At 64.1% G+C, this 17092-nt stretch carries 14 protein-coding genes; 8 read left to right on the top strand and 6 right to left on the bottom strand.

The window, feature by feature from the left end:
- Window positions 1-49 precede the first annotated feature (49 nt).
- Together BCL93_RS08470 and BCL93_RS08465 are read left to right on the top strand one after the other, a co-directional pair.
- A complete protein-coding gene (locus tag BCL93_RS08470) occupies window positions 50-1258 on the top strand; it encodes a YeeE/YedE family protein (protein WP_112054845.1) in 1209 nt (402 codons plus the stop codon).
- 15 nt (window positions 1259-1273) lie between these two features.
- Window positions 1274-1468: a hypothetical protein gene (locus BCL93_RS08465; protein WP_112054844.1), complete on the top strand. Its 195-nt coding sequence runs from the start codon at window positions 1274-1276 to the stop codon at window positions 1466-1468.
- Window positions 1469-1648: 180 nt separating this feature from the next.
- On the opposite strand, the gene BCL93_RS08460 is transcribed toward BCL93_RS08465, so the two are convergent.
- The 6 genes from BCL93_RS08460 to BCL93_RS08435 all read right to left on the bottom strand — a co-directional run bounded on the left by BCL93_RS08460 (window position 1649) and on the right by BCL93_RS08435 (window position 8771).
- Entirely contained in the window at window positions 1649-2869 is a 1221-nt protein-coding gene (locus BCL93_RS08460; protein ID WP_258396171.1) for an MFS transporter, read from the bottom strand.
- A 27-nt stretch (window positions 2870-2896) separates the two neighbouring features.
- Window positions 2897-3445 carry a hypothetical protein gene (locus BCL93_RS08455; RefSeq protein ID WP_112054843.1) on the bottom strand — a complete coding sequence of 183 codons (549 nt, stop codon included), beginning with the start codon at window positions 3443-3445 and terminating at the stop codon, window positions 2897-2899.
- Between the two features lie 132 nt (window positions 3446-3577).
- Window positions 3578-4912 carry a DEAD/DEAH box helicase gene (locus BCL93_RS08450; protein ID WP_112054842.1) on the bottom strand — a complete coding sequence of 445 codons (1335 nt, stop codon included), beginning with the start codon at window positions 4910-4912 and terminating at the stop codon, window positions 3578-3580.
- Window positions 4913-5084: 172 nt separating this feature from the next.
- Window positions 5085-5693: a PqiC family protein gene (locus tag BCL93_RS08445; RefSeq protein WP_112054841.1), complete on the bottom strand. Its 609-nt coding sequence runs from the start codon at window positions 5691-5693 to the stop codon at window positions 5085-5087.
- Between the two features lie 17 nt (window positions 5694-5710).
- Window positions 5711-7375: an intermembrane transport protein PqiB gene (gene pqiB, locus BCL93_RS08440; protein ID WP_112054840.1), complete on the bottom strand. Its 1665-nt coding sequence runs from the start codon at window positions 7373-7375 to the stop codon at window positions 5711-5713.
- On the bottom strand, window positions 7365-8771 hold the full coding sequence (locus BCL93_RS08435; protein ID WP_112054839.1) for a PqiA/YebS family transporter subunit: 1407 nt from the start codon (window positions 8769-8771) through the stop codon (window positions 7365-7367). Before BCL93_RS08435 ends, pqiB begins: the two co-directional genes overlap by 11 nt.
- Window positions 8772-8880: 109 nt before the next feature.
- On the opposite strand from BCL93_RS08435, the gene BCL93_RS08430 reads away from it, so the two are divergent.
- The 6 genes from BCL93_RS08430 (at window position 8881) to BCL93_RS08405 (ending at window position 17079) form a co-directional block, all read left to right on the top strand.
- Window positions 8881-9867 carry a calcium/sodium antiporter gene (locus BCL93_RS08430; protein ID WP_112054838.1) on the top strand — a complete coding sequence of 329 codons (987 nt, stop codon included), beginning with the start codon at window positions 8881-8883 and terminating at the stop codon, window positions 9865-9867.
- A gap of 208 nt (window positions 9868-10075) precedes the next feature.
- Complete coding sequence (locus tag BCL93_RS08425) at window positions 10076-11491, top strand: cytochrome ubiquinol oxidase subunit I (protein WP_112054837.1); 1416 nt, start codon at window positions 10076-10078, stop codon at window positions 11489-11491.
- A 3-nt stretch (window positions 11492-11494) separates the two neighbouring features.
- A complete protein-coding gene (cydB, locus tag BCL93_RS08420; protein ID WP_112054836.1) occupies window positions 11495-12496 on the top strand; it encodes a cytochrome d ubiquinol oxidase subunit II in 1002 nt (333 codons plus the stop codon).
- Between the two features lie 4 nt (window positions 12497-12500).
- Window positions 12501-14246 (top strand): thiol reductant ABC exporter subunit CydD, encoded by a 1746-nt coding sequence (cydD, locus tag BCL93_RS08415; protein ID WP_112054835.1) that lies wholly within the window; start codon window positions 12501-12503, stop codon window positions 14244-14246.
- Window positions 14247-14271: 25 nt separating this feature from the next.
- Window positions 14272-15972, top strand: coding sequence for a thiol reductant ABC exporter subunit CydC (gene cydC / locus BCL93_RS08410; protein ID WP_112054834.1), 1701 nt, complete (start codon window positions 14272-14274; stop codon window positions 15970-15972).
- Window positions 15973-16080: 108 nt separating this feature from the next.
- Window positions 16081-17079, top strand: a complete 999-nt coding sequence (locus BCL93_RS08405; RefSeq protein WP_112054833.1) for an adenosine deaminase — start codon at window positions 16081-16083, stop codon at window positions 17077-17079.
- Window positions 17080-17092: the final 13 nt, after the last annotated feature.

Below are 17092 nucleotides of genomic sequence, written 5' to 3'. Positions count from 1 at the left end.
GGCGATGGCGGCGGCTGTCGCCCGTTTTTCTGACTGGACGGGATGCATCATGCAACAAGCAAGTTCTTCATCGATCGCCAGCGAGGGCTGGCGGATCGATCGTTTCGTGGTTGGCGCGGCACTCGTTGGCCTAGTGCTATTGGGTGGGCTGATCTGGCTCGAGACCGCGCCATTCCTGCTGGTGCTGTTTGCCATCGGAGCGCTGCTCGGTGTGGCGCTCTATCACGGTGCCTTCGGCTTCACCGCCGGTTGGCGCAACCTGGTCGTCAAGCACCGCGGCGGCGGCATGCGCGCCCAGCTGCTGCTCTTTGGCCTGACAGCCGTGCTGATGGTGCCGATCCTTGGCAGCGATCAGGATGACCTGATCGGTGCCGTGGCGCCGGTAGGCACTTCGCTGGTGGTGGGCTCCTTCATGTTCGGCCTGGGCATGCAACTGGGGGGCGGCTGCGGTTCTGGCACGCTGTTCACGGTAGGAGCGGGTAATCTTCGCATGGCCGTGACCCTGTTGTTCTTCATCGTCGGGGCCGTACTCGGCTCCCTGCACCTGCCCTGGTGGCTCGACCAGCCGGGCTTCGATCCGGTGAGCCTGATCGATGGCCTCGGCATTGCCGGTGCCATCGGCATTCAGTTGGTCGCGCTGGCTGGGCTCTGGGTGTGGGTCGATCGCCGCGAGCGGCGCACTCATGGCCATATCGAGCGCAGCGAGCTGCGTCTGACGGGCGGCGAGCATGGGGTGCTCCGCACCCTGGTCAGCGGTCGCTGGCCTTTCGCCTGGGCGATCCTGGCACTGGCGCTGGGCAACGTCATGACCCTAGTCGTCGGTGGTTCGCCCTGGGGCATTACCTTCGCCTTCAACCTATGGGGCGCCAAGGGGCTGCAGGCGGTCGGCGTCGACATGAGCCAGTTCGAGTTCTGGACCTGGGACTATCCGGCCATGGCGCTCAAGGACTCGGTGCTGGTCAACATCACCTCGGTGATGAACTTCGGTCTGTTGCTGGGTGCCATGCTGGCCGCTGGGCTTGCCAATCGCTTCAACGAGGCCAGTCGCAAGCGGCCGGAAGGCCGGCCGTTCCTGGCGGCGGTGATCGGCGGCCTGCTGCTTGGCTACGGCGCGCGCCTGGGCTTTGGCTGCAACATCGGCGCGCTGTTCTCGGGCATTGGCTCGGCGAGTTTGCATGCCTGGATCTGGTTTGCCTCGGCATTCCTCGGGTCGCTGATCGGCATTCGCCTGCGGCCCTGGTTTCGCCTGCCCAACTGATTCAAGGAGCCTTTCATGCAAGCCGCCTACAAGCGTTATCGGGTGATTCTGGTACTGGTCGCGATCCTCGGGCTGGTGCTGGTCGATCACCTGAACAGCCCGACATTCGCTTTCAATATGGGCAACGGCAACGTCGAGACCACGCTCAATCAGCGCGACAGCACTGCCTGCGCCCCCTGTGGCGCCCCCTGTCCGTCTTCTCGCGACTAGCTCGCCAAGGTGATGAATGCTCATCACATAAAACAAAAAGGCCGCCGAGCATGCTCGGCGGCCTTTTTCTTGGTGCGTGGTGCGTCGTGGTTTCGCTGGTATCCAGGGAAGCTACTCAGCAATGGTACTTAGCAATGGTACTTAGCAATGGCACTCAGGAACGTTACTCAGCTGCAGTGCTCAAGGGCGATGCTTCGTGACGAGCTGCCCGTCCCCATCGAATTCCAGGCGACGGTTACGTCCGGCGAACAGGGCGAAAATCACCGCGAGCATCAGGATGGCGCCCAGCATCAGGCAGACCTGAGGCAAGGTGGCGCCGCGATCCAGCAGGATACCGATGCCCAAGGGTCCCAGGGCTGCCAGGCAGTAGCCGATCCCTTGAGCCATGCCCGACAGCTTGCCGGCAAGCCGTGAGTCGCCGCTGCGCAGTACCACCAGGGTCAGGGCCATGCTGAAGCAGCCGCCCTGGCCGAGACCCAGTAACACCACGCCCGGCCAGCGATACTCCACCGGACCGAGCAGCAGTAGCATCATGCCGGCGCCGTTGGCAGCAAGCATCAGCAGCAGGGCAGGTCGCTGGTCGCGGCCGAGCCGGGCAAGCCAGGGCGCGCCTATGGCCGACACCAACTGGAACATGACCGATATGGCCAGCAGCCAGCCGGCCTCCTGTTCGCTGAGGCCACGGCGCTGCAGCAGCACCGGCAGCCAGCCAAAGACGATATAGGCAAGCGATGACATCGATCCCATCAATAGCGTGACCTGCCAGGCCAGGGCGCTTTTCAGCAGCCGAGCCTTGGGAGCGGGCGTGGAGGCCGCCTGGCGATCCGGCCAGGGGTGTGGCATGCGCCAACGCCAGACCACCAGGGCCATCACGGCGATCAGGGCCCAACTGCCTAGCGCCAACCGCCAGCTGCCTAAGGCATCGGCAAGGGGGATGCTTAGGCCGGCCCCCATCGCGCCCCCCAGGCACAGGGCCATGGTGTAGACGCCGGTCATCAAATCGGCGCCCTGGGGCAGCTCGCGCTTGACCAGGGCAGGCAGCAGGCTGCCGGCAATACCGATGGCGCCACCCGCCAGCAAGGTGCCGAGAAACAGGAGCCAGGTCGGGGTCGATGCCCGCAACGAAAGCGCCAGTGCCAACAGCACCAGCGCCAGAGACAGGGCGCGCTCCGCGCCGACCCGTTTGGCAAGCCAGGGTGCCAGCGGGGCGAAGAGTCCCAGGCAGACGACAGGCAGGGTGGTCAAGGCGCCGATGCTGGTCGGGGAAAGCCCAGTATCCGCCTGGATGCGAGCCAGCACGGGCGCCAGCGACGATAGCGCCGGGCGCAGGTTGATCCCGACCAGGATCATCAGCAGCAGAAAACCCAGCAGCGGTGTGCGAGGCGTGGTGGTGTTGGTCATGGCAGTGATATCTAGATAGGAAAGCGTTCAGCGCTTTCGGGAGTTCGCGGCCAGTCGGTGCGAGTCTGGGATCGATGTGTAATCGAAGCGCCGCTGTTCGTCACCAAGTGCTACAAGTTCCCACCAGCGACTGGAGGGAGCGGGCGTGTTGCGGGTGCTGAGCTTCTCTCGAAAGATGCTCATATCCTCGGTGCTGATAAGACTCCCCTCGGGACCCGTCGCATCATCGATGGTCAGTGGCCCTCGATAGGCCCAGCAACGCTCAGGTACCCAGGCAACTCTCCAAAGGCGCGCTTGCCAGCGAACATGTCGTTGGTCCAGCCATTCCAGGTCATCAACGGGCACCAGGGCTGAGAACAGCTCAGCATGCAGAGTGATGCCTGAGTCCGAGAGGCGGATCTGGCCTTGGAAGTCCCCCTTGGCCAGGTCTTTTCGGCGTTTTCGGACGCTGCCCGGACCGATAGCCTCACCTTGGCCGCAGAGGTGCAGAACTTGAGCATCAAGCTGCTCGAGGTCGTCGAGTTGCTTGATGATCCAGACCACTGGCGGTTTATGGCGAGCTATCCAGTTGAACATGAGATTCCTTCTCACTTGTCACCATTGACGCATCCTTGCGCCGCCTTTTGGAGACGATGCCGCCAGCGGCGGCATCGGAATTGCTCCTGCGGGCGCAAACTCCGCCACAGGTGTCTCAGGCACCCGGCGTCATCAGGCCTGCTGGGGGCGCCGAGCGCGGCGGCGAGGCGCGCGGGCCTCATCCTGACGGCGCTGGCCATTGCCGCCATTGCCGCCGCGGCCATTGCCATTTCCACCACGGCCAGTGTCCCCGTTTCCACCGCGGCCGCTTCCAGAACGTCCGCGACCGCTGCCCTTGCCGCGACCGTTTTCGATGGGCTCCGGCTTGGCGTTGGGGTCGGGCTCGAAGCCCGGCTCGATGCGCTTCTCGAGGTCGCGTTTGATCAGCCGCTCGATGCCCTTGAGCAGACCATGTTCGTCGACGCAGACCAGCGAGACCGCCTGACCTTCGCTGCCGGCACGGCCGGTGCGGCCGATACGGTGGACATAATCTTCCGCCACGTTGGGCAGCTCGAAGTTCACCACATGGGGCAGCTCGCTGATATCCAGGCCACGGGCGGCGATGTCGGTGGCCACCAGCACTTGCAGGTCTCCCGACTTGAAGGCCGCCAGCGCTTTGGTGCGCGCAGACTGGCTCTTGTTGCCGTGGATCGCCATCGACGGGATGTTCTGCTTCGAGAGCTGCTCGGCTAGGCGGTTGGCGCCGTGCTTGGTGCGGGTGAAGACCAGCACCTGATACCACTGATGCTCGGTGATCAGGTGGGCCAGCAGCTCACGTTTCTTCTCGCGGTCGACCTTGTAGATGGCCTGATCGACGGTCTCGGCGGTGGTGTTGCGCCGCGCTACTTCGATCATCGTCGGCTTGTCGAGCAGCTGATTGGCCAGCGTCTGGATCTCGTTGGAGAAGGTCGCCGAGAACAGCAGGTTCTGGCGCTTCGCCGGGAGCAGGCGCAGGAGTTTCTTGATGTCGTGGATGAAGCCCATGTCGAGCATGCGGTCGGCTTCATCGAGCACCAGGGTCTCGACCTGGGAGAGGTCGATGTGACGCTGCTGATGCAGGTCCAGCAGGCGACCCGGGGTGGCGACGAGGATATCGAGGCCCGGACGGATGGCATCGACCTGGGGCTGCTGGCCGACACCGCCGAAGATCACCTTGGAGGTCAGGTTCAGGTGGCGGCCATAGCCGGTAACATTTTCGCCGATCTGGGCGGCAAGCTCACGGGTCGGGGTCAGCACCAGGGCGCGAATCTGACGGGCCTTGGGGCGCGGGCCGTCGGCGAGACGCTGCAACAGTGGCAGGGTGAAGCCGGCGGTTTTGCCGGTGCCGGTCTGGGCACTGGCGAGGAGATCACCACCCTTGAGCACGGCCGGGATGGCCTTGAGCTGGATGGGGGTGGGAACGGTATAGCCTTGTTCTTCGACGGCGCGCAGCAGTTCGCTACGCAGGCCAAGGTCGGAAAAGCTCATGCAAACTCCGGATAACACGTCACCGCCGCTCGCCGGTGAGGTGGCGCGAGTCCCGGGCGGTGCCGTGAGGAAAAAATCGGTGACAGACGCGGCAGGAGGGACCATAAAGTGCCGCGGATGCGCATGATGACAGAAAAATCTGCTGGGCGCAGCTTTATGGCGCTTCGCCCGCTCAGCGTAACCTGCGGATACGTTCGGCGAGCCGGTCGGCCAGCTCATCCCAGCTCTGGCCGAGGGCCCGCACGAGGGCCGGGTAGCCATCGGCATCCAGCGGTGTTTCGACCTCGAAGGTATCAAGGGTCAGCAACTTGCCCTCGGCGTCACGCAACTGCCACTGCCCGGCGGCCACTGCCTGGCCATCGTAACGGCCCTGGAAGCTCTCGATTTCCAGACGCAGGGTCATGGCCCTGGGCGGTGCCGCCGGGTTGGCTTCTGCCAGTATGCGAGTGCTCGGCAGGCGATGGGCCAGACGGCGCCGCAGGCCGCGTTCGAGCATCGGGCCGAGTTCCTCGGCCCAGAGGTGGTCCTGGGCCGGGTTCAAGGTGATGTCGTCAAGCTGCAGCACGATGCCTTGCTGCTCGAGAAAACTCGCCACAGCCAGCGGGCGAACGACCAGCACCTGTGGATCGCTTCGCTGGCCGTTCGTCGCGCTGATGCCGGCTTGAGGGGCGGCCATCTGATCGGGTGGCAGACCATAGTGGCGGGTCGGCGCGGCGCTGGTGGCGCAGCCGGCAAGCCAACTCAACAGGCCCAGCAGGACCAGGGTACGGATCACGGTCATCGTGCTCTCCTTGCCGTTCATCGGGGGGCTCGCGGTTGAGGATCCTCGCCGCGGGGGCGATCGAAGATCAAGGCATTGGGTTGCTCGCTCAGGGTCTTGGCGACCGGCTCCAGGTCACGCATCAGGGCGTCGAAACGCTCGAGGCTGCCGGTCAGCTCGTCGTAGGCCGTGGACCCTGGTGACAGTCCCTCAAGGGTGGTCCTGAGCTCTTTCAGGGTCGAGGTGAGTGTGCCCGGCAGGTTCTGCGTGTCGGGGTTGTCGGTCAGCGATTTGACGCTTTCGGTCAGCGCCCGCACTTCCTCGAGCATATCCCGCGAGGCGGCGAGGTTGCGGTTCAAACCGTCGAGCACGGGTTCCACCTCGAGACCATTGAGCTTGTCGAGCAGGCTCGAGACCTTCTGCTCGATCTGCGCAAGCCCAGCCGGTGTCGTGGGGAACACCGGGCGGTCCTGGTAGCTGTCGGCCAGATATTCGTTGGCGGCGGGGCGCTGGAAGTTGAGGTCGACATAGAGTGCGCCAGTGAGCAGGTTGCCGGCCTTCAGCGAGGCCCGCAGGCCGTTCTCGAACCAGCCTTCGAAGCGCTTTCGCCAGGTCTCGATATCCAGGCTCTCAAGATCCTCGCCGAGCCGCTGTGGCTCGATGCGGATCAGCACGGGGATGGCGAAGCCCGAGCGGCGCGAGCGTTGATCGATGCTGAACTCCCAGGGAACGCTTGCCACGGTGCCGACACGTACACCACGGAATTCCACCGGCGCCCCCCGAGACAGACCGCGCACCGTGTCATCGACCAGCAGGACATATTCCAGGTAGCGGTTGAAGGTTCCCTGGCGGGCACTTTCGGCATCCTCGTAGAGCGTAAAGGTCGTGTCCTCTGACACCGGCTGGCCAAGGGGCACATCCTCGGGGACGCCGAAGGTCACGCCGCCGCCAAGTAGTGCTTCAAGGGATTCGACGTTGACGCTCACGCCTTCTGAATCGAGTTTCAGGTCGATGCCGCTGGCCGGCCAGAAGCGGGTGCTGTCGGTGACCAGCACGTCATAGGGGGTTTCGATGAAGGCGCGGTGGCGCATCCGGCGGGTTTCGGGATCGAAGCGAGCTTCCTCGACCCGGCCGACGGTGAACCCCTGGTAGGTGACGGGGTCGCCGACGCTCAGCGAATTGCCGAGCTGACCCACCAGGTTGACGCGGATGCCCTTGGCATCGGCGGGCGCCACCGGAGGTTGGTCGAGCACCTCGAAGCGGTTACTCGGCTCCTCGCTGCTGCCGGGTTGCAGCTGGATGTAGGCGCCTGACAGCACGGTGTTGAGACCGCTGATGCCCTCCCGGCCGATGCGGGGCTTGACGACCCAGAAGCGGGTGTCCTCGACCAGCATGGGCTCCACATCAGGGCTCATGCGGGCGATCACCCGGATATGGCTCAGGTCGCTGGATAGCCGCACCTGCTCGACACGGCCGATCTCGACGTTGCGGGTCTTGATCAGGGTGCTGCCGGCCTCGATGCCCTCAGCGTTGCTCATGATCAGCGTGATCTGTGGGCCGCGGCTTACGTAATCGTCATACAGCAGCCATGCGCCGATCAGCAACGCGACGAGCGGGACGATCCAGATCGGTGACAGCCGCGAATGCCGGCTGATACTGGCGCGGGTGGGCGGCGTGTCCTGGCCATGTGGCTCAGTGGTCATGGGCAACGTCCTTGTGATCGGAAGAAGAGGGCGGCATGTCGTCGCCATGCCCGGTGTCGCTGTGGCCGGGTCGGGTCAGGGGTGGATCCCATATCAGCCGCGGATCGAAGGCCATGGCCGAGAGCATGGTCAGTACGACGACCGCGCCGAAGGCCAGAGCGGCCGGCCCCGGGGCGATGGACATCAGGTTGCCGGCGCGAATCAGCGCCACCAGGATGGCCACCACGAACACATCGACCATCGACCAGCGCCCGACAAACTCGGTGATGCGGTACAGGCGAGTGCGTGATACGCCCTGCAGATCATCGCTGCGAGGCACCCTCAGGCACAGCCAGGCCATGGCGATTAGCTTGCTCACCGGCACCAGAATACTGGCGATGAAAATGACGGCGGCAATCGGATAGGAGCCATGCTGCCACAGCGTGATGACCCCGCCGATGATTGTCGAAGGTTCCGTATGGCCCAGGGACGTGGTGATCATGATCGGATATAGATTGGCGGGCAGGTAGAGCAGGGTCGCTGCCGCCAGCAGGGCCCAGGTGCGCTGCAGGCTATAAGGCAGTCGTGCATGCAGTCGCTCGCCGCAGCGCTGACAGCGTCCGCTGCCGTCCGTGTCCAGGCGATTGACCAGACCGCAGGTAGGGCAGCCGGTCAGGCCCTGGGGCGAGGCCCGGGCACCCGTCACGACACCTTCAGGTGCGGCGGGCTCGCCGACCAGCGAGAACCACATCCAGTCGGCATCCAGCGATTGGGTCGTCAACAGTAACAGCAGGGCAAAGCAGCAGAAGGCCCAGAAGGCCAGGCCCAGCGAGACCTCGGCCATGCCGGCAATCTTGATCAGGCTGACCAGGGCGCCAATGATGAAGACATCCGCCATCATCCAGGGGTGCAGGTGGGACAGGGCCCTGGCAATGTCGCGACTGGCCGGCAGCAGGGTGCGTCGTAGCAGGCCGATCTGCAGCCAGATAACGCTGACCAGGTAGACCATCGGTAAGACGATCGTGGTCAGCACCACGCCGATCGCCACCAGCGGCTGATGCATGGCAATCAGGCTGGTGGCGGTCTGGGTGAGGACGATGCGATTGCCAATGCCACTGACCTGGAAGCTGACGAAGGGCAGGCTAACGGCCATGATCAGGGCGAGCAGCGCGGCAATGGCCAGGGCCAGGCTGCGCTGAGCGGGGCGGTAATGTCGCGTCGATAGCGTATGGCCACAGCGCGGGCAGTCGGCGCTCTGGCCGTGGTGCAGCGGCGGCAAGCGCACCAGCCAGTCGCATTCATGGCAGGCGCGCAGGCGCCGCCGAGACATATGGGCCTCGGGAGGGCCTTCCTGCACGGGAAGGTGCGGGTCTGGGGTGAGCGTATCGATCAAGGCCAAGTTCCTTCTTTCCCCCATTATGACGGCTGGTCGAATACATACAATCACGACGGTTGACGATGCTACAGTGCGGCGGCGGCACGCGGCGATAGACAAGACCACGCAGGAATTAAAAGGAGAGGGATATATGGGCTTGCCAATATTGGCGGTCGTCGCAGGACTGGCGCTCTTGGTATGGAGCGCCGAGCGATTTGTCGACGGGGCGGCAGCGACATCCCGTTATCTGGGGCTGTCGCCCCTGCTGATTGGCATGCTGGTGATCGGCTTTGGCACCTCGGCCCCGGAGCTGATGGTCTCGGCGCTGGCGGCGGCTCAGGATAATCCTGGCCTGGCGCTGGGCAACGCCTATGGCTCCAACATCACCAACATTGGTCTGATTCTCGGGCTGGTGGCGCTGATCGCACCACTGGCAGTGCAGTCCGGTGTGCTGCGCCGGGAGTTGCCTATCCTCTGTGCTGCTACACTTTTGTCTGCCTGGCAGCTTCGCGATGGAGTGATCAGCACCGCGGAGTCGATCGTTCTGCTGCTGGCCCTGGCGATTTTTATCGCCGCGAGTATCTGGCAGGGGCGCCAGACGGAGGTCGCCAGCGACACCTTGGCAAGCGAAACCGACCACAGTCTCGACAGCCATCCGATGTCGCTTAAGGTCAGTGTGCTCTGGACGCTGGTGGGGCTGGTGCTGTTGGTGGCGAGCTCCCGTCTGCTGGTCTGGGGCGCGGTGGCCATTGCTCAGACCTTCGGCGTCAGCGACCTGATCATCGGCTTGACGGTCGTGGCAATTGGTACCTCGTTGCCGGAGCTTGCCTCCTCATTAAGTGCCCTGCGGCGTGGCGAGCACGACCTGGTGCTGGGGAATGTGGTGGGCTCGAACCTCTTCAACACCCTGGGTGTGGTAGGACTTGCCGGCGTGATTACGCCGATTCAGGTAGGCGGCGAGGTCATGTTTCGGGACTGGCCGGTCATGGCGGTGATGACCCTGGCGATGACGGTGTTTGCCATCGGGTTCAAGGGGCGCGGCGGTCGCATCAATCGCCTCGAGGGTGGGCTGCTACTGGCCCTTTTCCTCGGTTACAGCATCTATCTGATCCGAGTCGTATTGCTGGCAGACGTTTGACTTAACGGAATAAAGCCTAGTCCCTGTGAACCAGGTGTGCGGCAAAAGAACACAGGTTCTACAGGGACAAGTGCGGCATCGCGACACACCTCAAACGACGATTTTCATGCAGCTTTGCCTTAGCATTGGTTCTGTCAGTTGTATCCTCAATGCATGGCAGTGAATTCCACTAGCGGTATTGCCATTATCCAAGGACTAGGAGGCTCTTATGGAGCTTGATCCACTCATTCTGTCGCGTCTTCAGTTCGCGTTCGTGGTGTCCTTCCACGCCATCTTTCCGGTCTTCACGATCGGGTTGGCGTCCTACATCGCGTTGCTGAATGGTCTTTTCTTTGCCAACGGCAACCCCGCCTGGGAGCGTCTCGCGATCTTCTGGACACGGGTGTTTGCGGTGGTGTTCGGCATGGGGGTGGTGTCCGGCATCGTGATGTCCTTCCAGTTCGGCACCAACTGGAGCAATTTCGCTCAGGCTTCGGCCAACTTCCTGGGGCCGATGCTCAGCTATGAGGTGGTGACGGCATTCTTCCTCGAGGCGGGCTTCCTCGGCGTGCTGCTGTTCGGTCGTGGCAAGGTCCCGCAAGGGGTCCACCTGTTTGCCGCTACCATGGTGGCCATGGGGACCTTTATCTCTGCCTTCTGGATCCTCTCTGCCAATAGCTGGATGCAGACACCGGCCGGCGTTGAGCTGATTGATGGCACCTTCCACGTGACCTCCTGGTCGACAGCGATTTTCAATTCGTCCTTCTGGTATCGCTTCCTGCACATGGCTACAGCGTCCTTCCTGACGGGCGGCTTCGTGGTCGCGGCCGTCAGCGCCTACTACCTGCTGCGAGGTCGCGATGAGTCGGCCAACAAGAAGGCACTGTCCATGTGTCTGTGGCTGCTGCTGGTGCTGGCGCCGGCTCAGGCGGTGATCGGTGACTTCCACGGCCTCAATACCCTCGAGCATCAGCCGACCAAGGTGGCGGCCATGGAAGGCAACTGGGAAACCCAGTCTCATACGCCGCTGCTGCTGTTTGCACTGCCAGACATGGATGCCCAGGAAAACCGTTTTGAGATTGGTATCCCGAGCCTGGCCAGCCTGATCCTGAGGCACGACGTGAATGGGGTGGTGCCCGGTCTCAAGGACGTGCCGCGCGATGAGCAGCCGTTCGTACCGCTGGTGTTCTGGTCCTTCCGCGTGATGGTGGCGCTGGGCCTTGCGATGATTGGTGTGGCGGTGGCCGGCCTGGTGCTGCGTCGCGGCGGTCGGGTCTACAAGAGTGATCGCTACCTCAAGGTGCTGGTTGCCATGGGGGTCTCGCCCTTTATCGCAGTACTGGCCGGTTGGTTCGTCACCGAAGGGGGCCGGTCGCCCTGGCTGGTCTACGGCCTGATGACACAGGCCGAGGCGCTGACACCATCGCTGACCGGCGGTATGGCGCTGTTCACGCTGATCGGGTACATCGCGGTCTATGCCGTGGTGTTCTGCTGCGGAGTTTATTACCTGTTGCGGGTTATTCGTCAGGGGATGCTGCCCCACGATCAGGAAACCGTGGTCGATGATATCGAGCGTGCCAAGCGTCCGCTTTCCGCCGCTCACATTCCCTTCGACGATGATGCCGGTCATCCGGTCAGGAGCTAAGCCATGCAAACCTTCGACTTGTCATTGATCTGGGCCGGCATCATCGGCTTCGGGATCATCATGTATGTGCTGATGGACGGTTTCGATCTGGGCCTTGGCATCCTCTTTCCCTTCGCCCCGGATGAAGATTCACGGGATGTGATGATGAACTCCGTGGCACCGATCTGGGACGGCAATGAAACCTGGCTGGTGCTGGGTGGAGCGGGCCTGCTGGGCGCCTTCCCGCTGGTCTACTCGGTGTTCCTGCCGGCGCTCTATATCGGCGTCTTCCTGATGCTGGCCGGGTTGATCTTCCGTGGCGTGGCCTTCGAGTTTCGCTTCAAGTCCAAGCGTAATCGCCATTGGTGGAACCGTGCCTTCTGCTGGGGCTCGGCGGTCGCCACCTTCGCCCAGGGTGCGGTAGTCGGTACCTACATTCAGGGTTTCGAGACCGAAGGCTTCGTCTATGTCGGCGGTGCACTGGACTGGCTGACTCCGTTTACCGTGCTCACTGGCCTTGGCATGGTGGCGGGCTACTCCCTACTGGGTGCCACCTGGCTGATATTGAAGTCGGAAGGCCACGTTCAGGAGTGGGCCTATCGCATAACGCCTAAGCTGTTGGCCGCAGTGCTGGTGGTGTTCGCCATCATCAGTGCCTGGACCCCCTTCGTCGACGGTAGCGTGCGTGAGCGCTGGTTCGGTCAGGCCTCGCTGATTTGGCTGCTGCCGGTGCTGGCAATGGCCTGTGCCTATGGCATCTATCGCTGGGTGAGCCATCGCCGTGAAGGCATGCCTTTCGTGGCCACACTGGGCATGTTCATCTTCACCTATCTGGGGCTGGTGGCGAGCAAGTGGCCGGTGATAGTGCCGCCGGATTACACCATCTGGGACGCCGCGTCGGCGCCGGAATCCCAGCTCTTCCTGCTGCTGGGCATGCTGTTCGTGATCCCCATCATTCTGACCTACACCGCCTGGACCTACTGGGTATTCCGCGGCAAGGTGCGGACCGGCGAAGGCTACCACTGACCGCATGCAAGCTCATGACGCGAGCCATCAGGAACCCCTCACCCCCAAGCGCTGGCTCAAGGAATTGGCCGCCGGCGAGCGTCGCCGACTGACGCTTGCCACCCTTGCCGGCCTGGGGGTAGGGCTCTGCACCATCGTTCAGATGGTGCTGCTGGCCATCATCATTGACCGACTGCTGACCGGCGCCCCTGAGGCGCCGGTTGGCGTTTTGTTTGTGGCCTTGATCGGCGTGTTGGGGCTTCGTGCCCTGGCGCAGTGGGCTCAGGAAACCACTGCGCAAGCGGCCAGTCTTGCGATTCGCGCCCGAGCACGGACGGCGCTGCTCGATCAACTGACGGCGCTGGGCCCGGTGCGGCTATCATCCCGCCACTCGGCGGGCCTTGGCAGTCAGCTGGTCGAGCAGGTTGAAGCGCTGGACGGCTATTTTGCGCGTTTCCTGCCCCAACTTCGGCTGGCCACCGCGCTGCCGCTGGTGATCTTTGCCATCGTGCTGGGCCTCGATTGGCTGGCGGCGATATTTCTGCTGTTGGCAGCACCGCTGATTCCTCTGTTCATGGCCCTGGTGGGTATGGGAGCCCAGCGCCTCAACCAGGCGCAGTTTGCTGCCGTGACGCGACTCTCAGGGCATTTCCTTGACCGGGTGCGTGGCATCACCACGCTTCAACTGTTTGGGCGAACCGCCACGGCCGCCGGAGAAGTGTTCGGTGCCGCCGATGACTATCGTGCGCGCAGCATGAAGACCCTGCGCATCGCCTTTCTTTCCTCGGCGGTGCTCGAGTTCTTCGCCTCGGTGGCCATCGCGGTGATTGCCATCTACGTGGGCTTCGGCCTTTTGGGCTATATCGCCTATGGCCCCTCGCCGTCACTGACCCTGTTCAGTGGCCTGACGATCCTTCTGCTGGCGCCGGAGTTCTTCCAGCCACTGCGCAGCCTTTCCCAGCACTATCATGATCGTGCCGCGGCCCTGGGCGCTGCCGAGGCGCTGGTGGGCATCCTCAACGAGACGCCACCAGAGGCGTCCAGAACGCGGCCGGCGGCCAGCGCCGCGCATAGTGCGGCGGATAGTGCGGTGGATAGTGCGGCGGATAGTGCGGCGGATAGGGCGCATGGCGACGCTGCGGTTCGGCTCACCGACGTCTGCGTTGAGCACGTCGGCCGCGGCCAGGTGCTTGGGCCTGTGTCCCTCGAGGTATCGCGAGGCGAGGTGATCGCCCTGGTGGGGCCCTCGGGTGCCGGCAAGTCGACCCTGCTGCAGTTGATCGCCGGTTTCGTGGCCCCAAGCCACGGAAGGGTCGAGATGACGAGTGATGTTCGGCCGGCCTGGATGGATCAGCGTCCACTGGTGATTCAGGGCACGATCGCTGACAACCTGCGGCTTGCCGATACCCAGGCGAGTGATGAGCGTATGCGAGAAGCGCTCAAGCGAGCCGGGCTCGCCGGCTTGCTGTCGCGACTACCAGAAGGCCTCGAGACGCCGATCGGTGAGCGCGGGGCCGGGCTGTCCGGTGGCCAGGCCCAGCGTCTGGCGCTGGCCCGGGTCTTCCTGAGCGATGCGTCGCTGGTGCTGCTCGATGAACCCACCGCGAGCCTCGATGAAGACAGCGAAGCCGAAGTGGCAGCGTCGCTTGCACGGCTTGTCGAGGAAGGGCGGACCCTGGTCATCGCAACCCACCACCCGGCGCTGATGTCGATGGCCGACCGGGTCGTGCGCATACAGGCAGGTCAGAGGGTCGAGGAGGCCATGGCATGAGAGCTCTGATACTGAGAACGCTAATATGAGAACGTTAATAAGCGAACTGCGCCCCTGGCTCAAGCTGCTTGCCACGCGGCGGTCGCGGATGGCGCTGGGTGCCCTGCTGCTGGCGCTGACGGTGGGCGCGGCAATCGGCCTGCTGGCGCTATCCGGCTGGTTTATCACGGCCACCGCACTGACCGGCGCGATGCTGGCTGCGGGCATGGCGGCAAGCCTCGATGTCTACGCCCCTGGCGGAGGCATCCGCTTCTTCGCTGTGCTGCGCACGGCTGCCCGCTATCTGGAACGGGTCTACAACCATGACAGCGTGCTGCGTCTCCTTGCCGAGCTGCGTAGCGGTATGTTCGCGGTGTTGGCCCGGCTCGATGCCCGGGCGCTGGGTCGGCGGCGGGCCAGCGAATGGCTCAACCGCTTGACCGCCGATATCGATACGCTGGACAGCCTCTATCTGCGTTTATTGGCGCCACCTTTGGTGGCCCTGCTGGCCATCGCGCTGGTGAGTGGCCTGTTGGGGATTTTCCTGTTGCCGGCGGGCCTGGCGGTCGGCGGTGTGCTACTCGCGCTCTGGGCCTGGCTGGTAGTGGGCCAGGCCTCCCTGGGCATGGCCGCCAGCACTCGTCGCGTTGCCACCCTCGATCATCTGCGGGGCCGCATTCTCGAGACCCTGCAGGGCCTCGCCGAGCTGACGAGTTACGGCACACTGAGCCATCATCGGGCGCGTATCGACGCGGACCAGGCCACGCTCTACGCGGATCAGTGGCACCTGGGGCGGATAGCCGCCCTGGGCAATGCCCTGGTGGGCTTGGGCGTCAGTCTGACGGCTGTGCTGGCACTGTGGCTCGCCGCCGAGGCCTATCGGGCCGAGGCGCTGTCAGGGCCCCTGATGGTGATGATGCCGCTGGCCGTGCTGGCCATGGGCGAGGCGTTGGGGGCGCTGCCGGCTTCATTCACCGCGCTGGGGGCGACCCGCGCCGCGGCGCGACGCCTCAATGCCCTGGGTCGCTCACGCAGCGTGCTTGCCGAAGCGGAAGCGTCGGTCGCGCTGACCGGGGCCGCTCCGGCGCTTGGCCTTCGCAACATCACCCTGCACTATCCGGGGGCGCTGTCCCCGGCCCTGGATGGGCTTGATCTCAACCTAGAGCCCGGCGAGCGTCTAGCGCTGCTGGGTGCTTCGGGTGCTGGCAAGTCCAGCGTGGCGGCCCTGCTGGTGCGCTTGCTCGACCCGGATCAGGGCGAGGTGCAGCGTGATGGCATCGCGCTCAACACCTTATCGCTCGATGATCTGCGCACCCGCACGGCTTATCTCACCCAGCACAGTGAGCTCTTCGACGACAGCATCGCCGCCAATCTGCGCCTGGCCGACCCCGAGGCCGACGAGGCTGCGCTGTGGCAAGCGCTTGAGGTCGTCGAGCTGGCCGACTGGGCCCGCGAACTGGCTCAAGGGCTCGAGACCCGGGTTGGCGAAGGCGGTCGGCAACTGTCTGGCGGTCAGGCGCGTCGTCTGGTGCTTGCACGCGTGCTGCTGCTGGAGGCGCCGCTGGTGATCCTTGATGAGCCCTTCGCCGGCCTTGATCGTCCCATGGCCGCACGCATTGCCGAGCGTCTGGATACCTGGCTTTCCGGTCGCACCGTGCTCTATCTGGTGCATCAGCTGCGTCACGATGGCAGCGACCCGCCGGGCATCAACCGTTCGCTGACCCTGCGTGACGGTCGTCTTTGCTAGCTGCGTCAACAGCGTGTGTGTAAAGCGTGTAAAAACAGCCGTGTGCAAAGGCTTTGCGTGGATGCGAGACATGCCCCACGATAGGCGCGAGACCGAATGGAGAGCACCATGCAAGACTTCCTTACCCGCCTGCCGAAAGCCGAGCTGCATCTGCATATCGAGGGCTCCCTCGAGCCGGAACTGATGTTCGCCCTGGCCCAGCGCAACGGCGTGGCGCTGCCCTATGCCTCAGTGGAAGAGGTACGGGCCGCCTATGACTTCGACGACCTGCAGTCTTTTCTGAATCTCTATTATCAGGGCATGGCGGTGCTGCGTACCGCTGAGGACTTCTTCGACCTGGCCATGGATTACTTCCGCCGCGCTCATGCCGAGGGTGTGGTGCACATCGAGCTGTCCTTCGACCCCCAGGCGCACCTCAGCCGCGGCATCCGGTTTGACGTGCAGATGGAAGGCCTGACCCGGGCCATGCGCCTGGCCGAGCGCGAGCTGGACCTGACCTCGGCGCTGATCATGAGCTTCCTGCGCGACCGCTCCGCCGATGAGGCCATGGAGGTGCTCGAGCTGGCCGCCCCCTACTGGGAAATGATCGACGCGGTGGGGCTCGACAGCGCCGAGCTCGGTCATCCGCCGTCCAAGTTCGCCGCCGTTTTCGAGCGTGCCAAGGCTCTCGGGCTGCCCCGGGTGGCCCATGCAGGCGAAGAGGGGCCGGCGAGCTATATTCGTGAGGCCATGGAGCAGCTCGACGTCTGCCGCGTCGACCACGGCGTGCGCTGCCTCGAGGACCCGGCGCTGGTCGCCGAGCTGGTCGAGCGTCGTTTGCCGCTCACCATATGCCCGTTGTCCAATGTGCGCCTCAAGGTCGTCGAACAGCTGGATCAGCATCCACTGCCAGCGCTGCTCGAGGCGGGGCTGACGTTGACCCTGAACTCGGATGACCCGGCCTACTTCGGTGGCGGCATGCTTGAGAACTTCATGGCTTGCGAGCGTGCCTTCGGCTGGTCGGAGGAGACCTTCGTCGACCTGGCTCGCAACGCCATCGAGGCCGCCTTCATGAGTGAGGCGCGTCGCGATGAGTTGCTCAAGCGCCTCTCGGCGGTGGCCGGCTAAGGGGCCCTGTTCC

Source organism: Onishia taeanensis, from assembly GCF_003268885.1.
GTDB lineage: Bacteria > Pseudomonadota > Gammaproteobacteria > Pseudomonadales > Halomonadaceae > Onishia > Onishia taeanensis_A.
The sequence above is the reverse complement of the archived record's forward strand: the minus strand, read 5'-3'. Positions and strand labels throughout refer to the sequence as shown.

What these genes read in the sequence shown, in the direction of transcription:
- BCL93_RS08460 (WP_258396171.1), bottom strand. Translation starts at nt 2,869, where the DNA reads ATGACCAACACCACCACGCCTCGCACACCGCTGCTGGGTTTTCTGCTG.
- BCL93_RS08455 (WP_112054843.1), bottom strand. Translation starts at nt 3,445, where the DNA reads ATGTTCAACTGGATAGCTCGCCATAAACCGCCAGTGGTCTGGATCATC.
- pqiB (WP_112054840.1), bottom strand. Translation starts at nt 7,375, where the DNA reads ATGACCACTGAGCCACATGGCCAGGACACGCCGCCCACCCGCGCCAGT.
- BCL93_RS08405 (WP_112054833.1), top strand. Translation starts at nt 16,081, where the DNA reads ATGCAAGACTTCCTTACCCGCCTGCCGAAAGCCGAGCTGCATCTGCAT.
- BCL93_RS08465 (WP_112054844.1), top strand. Translation starts at nt 1,274, where the DNA reads ATGCAAGCCGCCTACAAGCGTTATCGGGTGATTCTGGTACTGGTCGCG.
- cydB (WP_112054836.1), top strand. Translation starts at nt 11,495, where the DNA reads ATGCAAACCTTCGACTTGTCATTGATCTGGGCCGGCATCATCGGCTTC.
- cydD (WP_112054835.1), top strand. Translation starts at nt 12,501, where the DNA reads ATGCAAGCTCATGACGCGAGCCATCAGGAACCCCTCACCCCCAAGCGC.
- cydC (WP_112054834.1), top strand. Translation starts at nt 14,272, where the DNA reads ATGAGAACGTTAATAAGCGAACTGCGCCCCTGGCTCAAGCTGCTTGCC.
- BCL93_RS08435 (WP_112054839.1), bottom strand. Translation starts at nt 8,771, where the DNA reads ATGGGGGAAAGAAGGAACTTGGCCTTGATCGATACGCTCACCCCAGAC.
- BCL93_RS08430 (WP_112054838.1), top strand. Translation starts at nt 8,881, where the DNA reads ATGGGCTTGCCAATATTGGCGGTCGTCGCAGGACTGGCGCTCTTGGTA.
- BCL93_RS08425 (WP_112054837.1), top strand. Translation starts at nt 10,076, where the DNA reads ATGGAGCTTGATCCACTCATTCTGTCGCGTCTTCAGTTCGCGTTCGTG.
- BCL93_RS08450 (WP_112054842.1), bottom strand. Translation starts at nt 4,912, where the DNA reads ATGAGCTTTTCCGACCTTGGCCTGCGTAGCGAACTGCTGCGCGCCGTC.
- BCL93_RS08445 (WP_112054841.1), bottom strand. Translation starts at nt 5,693, where the DNA reads ATGACCGTGATCCGTACCCTGGTCCTGCTGGGCCTGTTGAGTTGGCTT.
- BCL93_RS08470 (WP_112054845.1), top strand. Translation starts at nt 50, where the DNA reads ATGCAACAAGCAAGTTCTTCATCGATCGCCAGCGAGGGCTGGCGGATC.